This window comes from Fictibacillus sp. NRS-1165, from assembly GCF_050468105.1.
GTDB lineage: Bacteria > Bacillota > Bacilli > Bacillales > Fictibacillaceae > Fictibacillus_C > Fictibacillus_C terrinigri.
The window spans coordinates 1-6,743 of the sequence record NZ_JBDPNU010000100.1; the positions used below are offsets into that span (position 1 = coordinate 1).

Here is a 6,743-nt window from a genome sequence, read left to right on the forward strand (position 1 = left end):
AGGGTATATTGATATTGATTTTCTAAAGTCCAATGTATCAACCAAGGATTCTGATTTTTATCTTTGCGGGTCTCTTCCATTTATGGATGCCATTATTAAGGCCTTAAAGGGCTGGGAAATACCTACGGAGCATATTCATTACGAATCATTTAGTCCAGTGGCTATTTTAGGAGAGGAATAACCTTACACCATTAAAATATGCGTTAAAATTTGGATCGCACAAAGACGAAGTTCAATACTGTGAGCCGCTTGGTGCGGCAACTGCAACAGCACTGCAATTGCGATGAGTAGTCTCTAAGAAGAAGGGTAGTTCCCATATAAGGGGCTGCCCTCTTCTTCATTTTTAACCAATCCAAATAAAAAACGAATTACTGGTAAGCAAGATAGGGACGTGATATATCGATTTCTATAAAGCACGTTCAGAGTACTTCTTAGGAGTTGATATGATGGAGAAGCTTTTCAGTTCTTGCCCCTTACCCTCATTCAATAGAATTCATTTACTCGAAGACCACGAATTTTAATCAACTTCGTTTAAACGACTGTTTAACAATACAAGTGTCAGAGCAAGCTATAGGGATTATATATCTAAGTCTAAAATCTTGGCACTTATATTAAGTCCCTCGTTAAATCATTTATTAAACCAAACATAGAACACTATCACTAAAAATGGAAAATGTGTATTTGCCTAAGTCGATCCTTCATTAAAAAGGATCGACTTTTCTTTGTTAGGCCCTGTATCAGCAGCTAGTGTGATGTGCCCTTTGGCTTTGGGAAGAATAGGGGGATTTTTGAGATGAAATGGGGGTTTTTCCTGATGGTTGTGTAAAGCATGGCTCCTTACAATAATGTTAGATGCAGTAAATCAAATAAAGGAGAATGCTGTATGCAGAAAACGATACTTAACGATCCCAAAGCGGTCCAATCTTATAACCGGGCATTCGCTTCACATTTTGCTAAATCCCTTTTTATTTCAATCCTCCTGCTTGTGGTTTTAGTGTTTATTGGAACGAGAATGTTTACCCACATTGATTTAAATCTTTACGGATATATGGTCGGGACCCTCGTTTTTATAGGCGGATTTTTTTACAGATTCGTTGCTTGGGCAGAACGTCCTCCGACAAAAAACTTGATCAAAAAAGGGATTAGACTCCTGTTTCGTAAGTCTACTACGAAAACAACAACCAACCATATGGTGACACACCAGTTTATATGGAATCGGGGAGTTTACCGATGGGCGCAGCACTTTTTGATCGGCTGGGGATGTATCCTATCTTGTTTTGTGACGTTTCCCCTCGTATTTGGATGGATGTACTTCACGATGGAGGAAAACGGTTATTACACAGTAGTGGGTATGGGGATCAATTTGATGCAAGTCAAAGCGGACGGAGTGTTGTCATTTTTCTTTTATAATGCGCTTAACATTACGGCCATTATGGTGATTGCTGGTGTTTGCATGGCCCTTTATCGACGTTTGAAAAATATGCAGGCTAGGGCGGAACAAAAGTTTCTTTATGACTTTATGCCGCTTTACATGCTGCTGCTTGTCAGTGTGTCAGGTCTCCTTTTAACTGTAATGAATGTCTTTTTTCATGGTAAGGGCCAATCGGTGATGTCTCTAATCCATCAGTATTCTGTGATCATAACCCTACTCTATTTACCGTTTGGAAAGCTGGCTCATATTCCATTCCGTGCCGTCAGTGTGTTTGCAAAAAACTATCGCGAGCATTATGGAGCTCAGTCCATGAAAAAATGTTCTGTATGCGGTGATCCATTTGTCTCCACCGAACAATCAAACGATGTGATAAAAATACTGAGCGAAAACGATATTCAATTTGAGATGCAGGAAGGATTTCACTTGGCTGAGCTTTGCCTTCCTTGTCGGAGAAAGTACCGGATGTCTAGGTTTTCCGGATTCAACACCCATGAGGCAAAAGTCAAGGAGGCCAACCAAAATGCTAAGGGATAAATTTTTTAAAGAGGTAGAAAACGTCCAACATCCAAATGAGAAACTTGTTAAAACACATTGCAGCTACTGTGGCATGCAATGCGGCATGAACCTACGTGTAAATACCCATACCAATAAGATTATTGGAGTGGAACCGAGATATGACTGGCCAGTTACCGTCGGAAAAATGTGTCCGAAGGGGGTAACCGCCTATCAGCAAACGAATCATAAAGATCGTCTTTTAAAGCCGCTCATCCGGGACAATGCTGACTTGAAAGGAACGAAAGAAGGTTTTCGGGAAGCCAGCTGGGAGGAAGCATACGAACTGATTGCAGAGAAATTTAAGAACTTGCAAGCTCAATATGGAAAAGATACGCTCTCTGTCTTCAGCGGTGTCTCCATGACCAATGAAAAGTGTTATCTCACAGGGAAGTTTGCACGTGTCGCCCTTGGAACACGCTATATCGACTATAACGGACGATTCTGCATGTCCAGTGCAGCAGGTGGTTTTCTCCGTTCATTTGGGGTAGACCGGGGATCTACTCTCCCCTGGACTGATATTCATGAAACCGATTGTTTATTTATTGCTGGCAGCAACACGGCAGAATGCCATCCAACATCCATGTTTCGTGTGTGGTCCGTGCAGGAGCGCGGAGGATACCTCATTGTTGCCGATCCTCGTGAAACACCTATTGCTCGAAGGGCAGATGTTCACCTTGATTTAAAACCCGGCACCGACCTTGCCCTGGCCAACGGGATTGCTCACTTGCTAATAAAAAAGGGATATATGGATGAAGCGTTCATTCAGCAACATACGAATGGATTTGAAGAAACCAAAGAGCTTTTGGAGCTTTTCACACCTGAGTATACGAGCAAAATTACGGGAGTGGAAGTAGAGAAAATCATCCGAGCCGCAGATATTTATGGCAAGGCACCAAATGCCATTGTCATGTTTGCCAGAGGAATCGAACAGCAGCAAAAAGGTGTGGATAATGTTTCAGCGTATACCAATATGGCATTAATTACGGGAAAAATCGGTAGACCCTTTTCTGGCGTAGCTACATTTACAGGCCAGGGGAACGGACAGGGAGGAAGAGAACACGGCCAAAAAGCCGACTTGCTACCGGGCTACCGAAAACTTACGAATCCGAAGCATGTGGAGGAAGTTTGCAAGGTATGGGGAATTACGCCTGAAGAAATGCCACAGCCAGGTGTTTCCGCATACGAGATGTTTGAACTCATGGATAAGAAAGAGATCCGCGGATTGTATCTGTTATGTTCCAACCCAGCCGTATCCGCACCAAATTTAAACTTTGTTAGGAAAGCCATGAAAAATCTAGATTTTATTGTATGTGCAGATTTCTACTTATCCGAATCCGCACAGTTTGCGGATGTCGTTCTGCCCTCTGTTACTTGGAGTGAGGATGAAGGGACGGTTACCAATCTCGAAGGGCGTATTATAAAAATCAACAAGGCCCAAGAGCCAATCGGTGAATCAAAGCCAGATTGGCAGATGCAGGTGGAGTTAGCGAGAAAGCTTGGTAAAGGTGCATTCTTTGAGCATTTAAAGACTGCCCGCGACGTAGCGGAGGAATTTAGGCTGGCTTCCCGGGGTGGTTCTGCCGATTATTACGGAGCTACTTGGGATAAGATTGATCGGCAAGACGGCGTGTTCTGGCCGTGTCGAAATGAAGATGACAAAGGAACACCTCATATGTTTCTCGATAAAAAATTCTATCATCCAGACGGCAAAGCCAAAATATGTGCCCTACCTTACCGACCGCCAGCAGAGGAAACAACTGTGGAATTTCCACTCTGTTTGACGACTGGACGGGTGGTGTACCACTACCTTTCAGGGAACCAGACAAGAAGAATTCCTTTTCTTCATGACATGTGTCCAGATCCTTACGTAGAAGTTCATCCATCGACCGCGAAGACTTACAACATTGAACATGAAGAGGTGGTTCGGCTCTATACAAAGAGAGGAGAGGCCACCTATAAAGTGAAAATTACGGAGGCCATAAGGGAAGATACCGTGTTTGTCCCTTACCATTTCGGTGATGAAGATTCAATTAACTTATTAACCATTGCTGCACTGGATCCTATTTCACGTATGCCTGAGTTTAAAGTATGTGCAGCGCAAATATCAAAGATTGCCACAAAGGAGAACGGTAACCGTGAAGAAGAGACTGTATATTGAACTAGAAAACTGTATCGGTTGCCGCTCCTGCTTGGCAGCCTGTACCCAGTGTGGAGGCCATGAACAGCGAAACAGAAATTATGTTTATGATGTAAACCCTCTCGTATCAAGGCAGACGATGCCCCTCATGTGCCTACACTGCGAAAATCCTGCCTGTGCCAGAAGCTGTCCGGCGCAAGCCATCCAGATTCATGAAACCGGCGCAGTATTATCTGCACTCGTGGAAAAATGCATTGGATGCCAGAATTGTACGATCGCCTGCCCTTATGGGATACCTAAGTTTGATACCGAACAAAATCTGATGTACAAATGTGATTTATGTATTGATCGCACAAAGGACGGTATACCGCCAATGTGTGCAAGTGTGTGCCCATCGAATACGTTGCAGTGGCTAAGTGAGGAAGAAATTGCAACAAAGAAGAGCCAATTTGCTCTGGGAAATGAAAAGTGGGTGTCGAGCATGCCTTATCTTGAAGGCGAAACCAATGTGAAAATTAATCTTCCTGGTATTTTGCAGGGCGTAGAAAAGTTGTTTTAGGAGGAGAGCGGTATGACAGACCGGAAAAACCACATTCCATTTGACGAAGATAACTATACCCATAACATTGAAAGAAACAATGAGCGAATGCTGGATCGTCGGGGCTTTATGAAAACACTTGTGGGAGCCGCTGGCCTATTCGCTATCTCTTCTCTACCATGGGGAACCATTGCCGCGAAAGAACTCATTGGGCTGGCGAAAAAAGAGTATCCACATAAGAAAATCGCTTCTCTCAAGGCTGTTTCAGTTGGAGATTCTGTGGATTTCTCTTTCCCGGGCGAGCATGATAGCGCTCTGCTTATCCGTTTGAGTGAAACCCGTTTTGTTGCCTACCAAAATGCATGCACCCATTTGCGCTGCCCCGTGTTCTGGAAAAAGAAAGAGGATAAGATGATTTGCCCTTGTCACCATGGCGAATTCTCCGCCAAAACAGGCAAGCCTATTGCAGGACCGCCTCGAAGGCCGCTGCCCCAAATTCATTTGAAAGTGGAGAACGGTTTTATTTATGCGACGGGAGTGAAGCGATATGAAGCGTAGTTTTCTTGGCGTTTTCCTGCTTGCTCTTATTCTTGCCATCAACATTGTTGCTACGCAGTTCATGGTACACCAATTCTTTTACGAGCATTACACGAACACACTCGTGTGTGTAACTCTTAATCTCTTTTTATTTCCTGTGTCCCTTTTGATTTACAAAAAGGAAATTCATAAAGGCGGAAAAAAGCATGAACAATGAAACCTATCTTGATTTTTGTTTTATTCGGACCTTTGGTGTATCCGAAGAATCTTTATTTAGTAAAGTAGACAAGGCTCTTCAGCACCTATTTGATAATCAACTTCTTCACTGGTACTTGGAAGAAAAGAAGAAAGATGGATTGGAGATTGTTATAGCAGAAGTACGAGGAATGAGTGAGTGGACTTCTGAAGACGAAGTGTTGAACCATTTAGAGAAGACAGGGTGCTCTTCATTTTGGGAATACCTACAAGGTTGTCAGTTTAACGTATATCCCGCTATGAAAGGATGTGGAAGCTGTGGAACTTGAGGCGATCAAAGCCCTGTTATCCTATGTATCCGAGCCTGTTGAATTAGCCATCTATGAAAAGGAAGTGAGGGATATCCCTTGGATGGCCCAAAGGATTAAGAAGGTTAAACCGTGTCCAGATTGCACTCACCTTCGCTTGTATTTCGACGACTTTCATTTTTTAGCCGTCCCCTTTAATAGTCTAGTATCGTTCACAAAAGACACTTGGACCACATTTGATGCGGACAGCCGCCTTTATTATGGAATCAGAAAGGAAAGATTAATATGAATAGGAAAATTCAGCTTCCTTTACAAACGGTGAACTTGATTGCCGGTTTTATGGTATGGGTCTTGATCTCTTCATTGTTACCTTTTATAAAAGAAGATATCAACATTCCAGCTGATAAGCTTGCATGGGTCACTGCGGTGCCTGTCATATTAGGATCCTTACTTCGCATTCCACTTGGTTATCTTACTAACCTGTTTGGGGCAAGGAAACTATTTATCATCTGTTTTCTGATTCTATTATTTCCTGTCTTTTATATAGCCCACGCTTCTACCTATGTAGATCTTTTAGTAGGTGGTCTGTTCCTAGGTGTGGGAGGGGCGGTATTTTCAGTAGGAGTGACATCTGTCCCTAAATATTATCCAAAAGAAAGGCACGGATTCGTAAATGGAATTTATGGAGCAGGTAACATTGGTACGGCGGTATCCACCTTTGCAGCTCCCGTCCTTGCTTCTAAATGGGGATGGACCCTAACCGTTCAGTTTTATCTGGTACTCCTTGCAGCCATTGTAATTGCCAACCTTTTTCTTGGAGATCGACGAGAAACGAAAGAACGAACCAAACTATCTGAGCAACTGAGAAGTATCTATAAAAACGAAAAGTTATGGTTGTTCTGTCTTTTCTATTTCATCACATTTGGTTCGTTCGTTGCTTTTACCATCTACTTGCCTAATTTTTTGGTTTCGAATTTCGGACTAGAAAAGGTGGATGCCGGGATAAGGACCGCAGGCTTCATCATCCTGGCAACCCTAATG

General features: G+C 43.0%; 8 protein-coding genes and 1 pseudogene. All 9 read left to right on the top strand.

Features of this window, described 5'->3' with window-relative positions:
• Positions 1–181: pseudogene (locus ABHN01_RS24480) on the top strand (nitric oxide dioxygenase); the annotation flags it as partial.
• A 702-nt stretch (positions 182–883) separates the two neighbouring features.
• On the top strand, positions 884–1,966 hold the full coding sequence (locus ABHN01_RS24485; protein WP_429877705.1) for a hypothetical protein: 1,083 nt from the start codon (positions 884–886) through the stop codon (positions 1,964–1,966).
• Positions 1,953–4,145: a molybdopterin oxidoreductase family protein gene (locus ABHN01_RS24490; RefSeq protein WP_429877706.1), complete on the top strand. Its 2,193-nt coding sequence runs from the start codon at positions 1,953–1,955 to the stop codon at positions 4,143–4,145. The genes ABHN01_RS24485 and ABHN01_RS24490 overlap by 14 nt, the downstream gene beginning before the upstream one ends.
• Positions 4,123–4,683 carry a 4Fe-4S dicluster domain-containing protein gene (locus tag ABHN01_RS24495; protein ID WP_283889818.1) on the top strand — a complete coding sequence of 187 codons (561 nt, stop codon included), beginning with the start codon at positions 4,123–4,125 and terminating at the stop codon, positions 4,681–4,683. Before ABHN01_RS24490 ends, ABHN01_RS24495 begins: the two co-directional genes overlap by 23 nt.
• Before the next feature lie 12 nt (positions 4,684–4,695).
• Positions 4,696–5,220: a Rieske (2Fe-2S) protein gene (locus ABHN01_RS24500; protein WP_429877707.1), complete on the top strand. Its 525-nt coding sequence runs from the start codon at positions 4,696–4,698 to the stop codon at positions 5,218–5,220.
• The gene (locus ABHN01_RS24505) at positions 5,210–5,416 is read left to right on the top strand and encodes a hypothetical protein (protein WP_429877708.1); all 207 of its coding nucleotides are present in this window, start codon (positions 5,210–5,212) and stop codon (positions 5,414–5,416) included. Before ABHN01_RS24500 ends, ABHN01_RS24505 begins: the two co-directional genes overlap by 11 nt.
• The gene (locus ABHN01_RS24510) at positions 5,406–5,723 is read left to right on the top strand and encodes a hypothetical protein (RefSeq protein WP_429877709.1); all 318 of its coding nucleotides are present in this window, start codon (positions 5,406–5,408) and stop codon (positions 5,721–5,723) included. Before ABHN01_RS24505 ends, ABHN01_RS24510 begins: the two co-directional genes overlap by 11 nt.
• Entirely contained in the window at positions 5,713–5,991 is a 279-nt protein-coding gene (locus ABHN01_RS24515) for a hypothetical protein (RefSeq protein WP_429877710.1), read from the top strand. The genes ABHN01_RS24510 and ABHN01_RS24515 overlap by 11 nt, the downstream gene beginning before the upstream one ends.
• Positions 5,988–6,743, top strand: a 756-nt coding sequence (locus tag ABHN01_RS24520) for an MFS transporter (RefSeq protein WP_429877711.1), incomplete at its 3' end; no start/stop codon positions are given. The genes ABHN01_RS24515 and ABHN01_RS24520, both read left to right, overlap by 4 nt.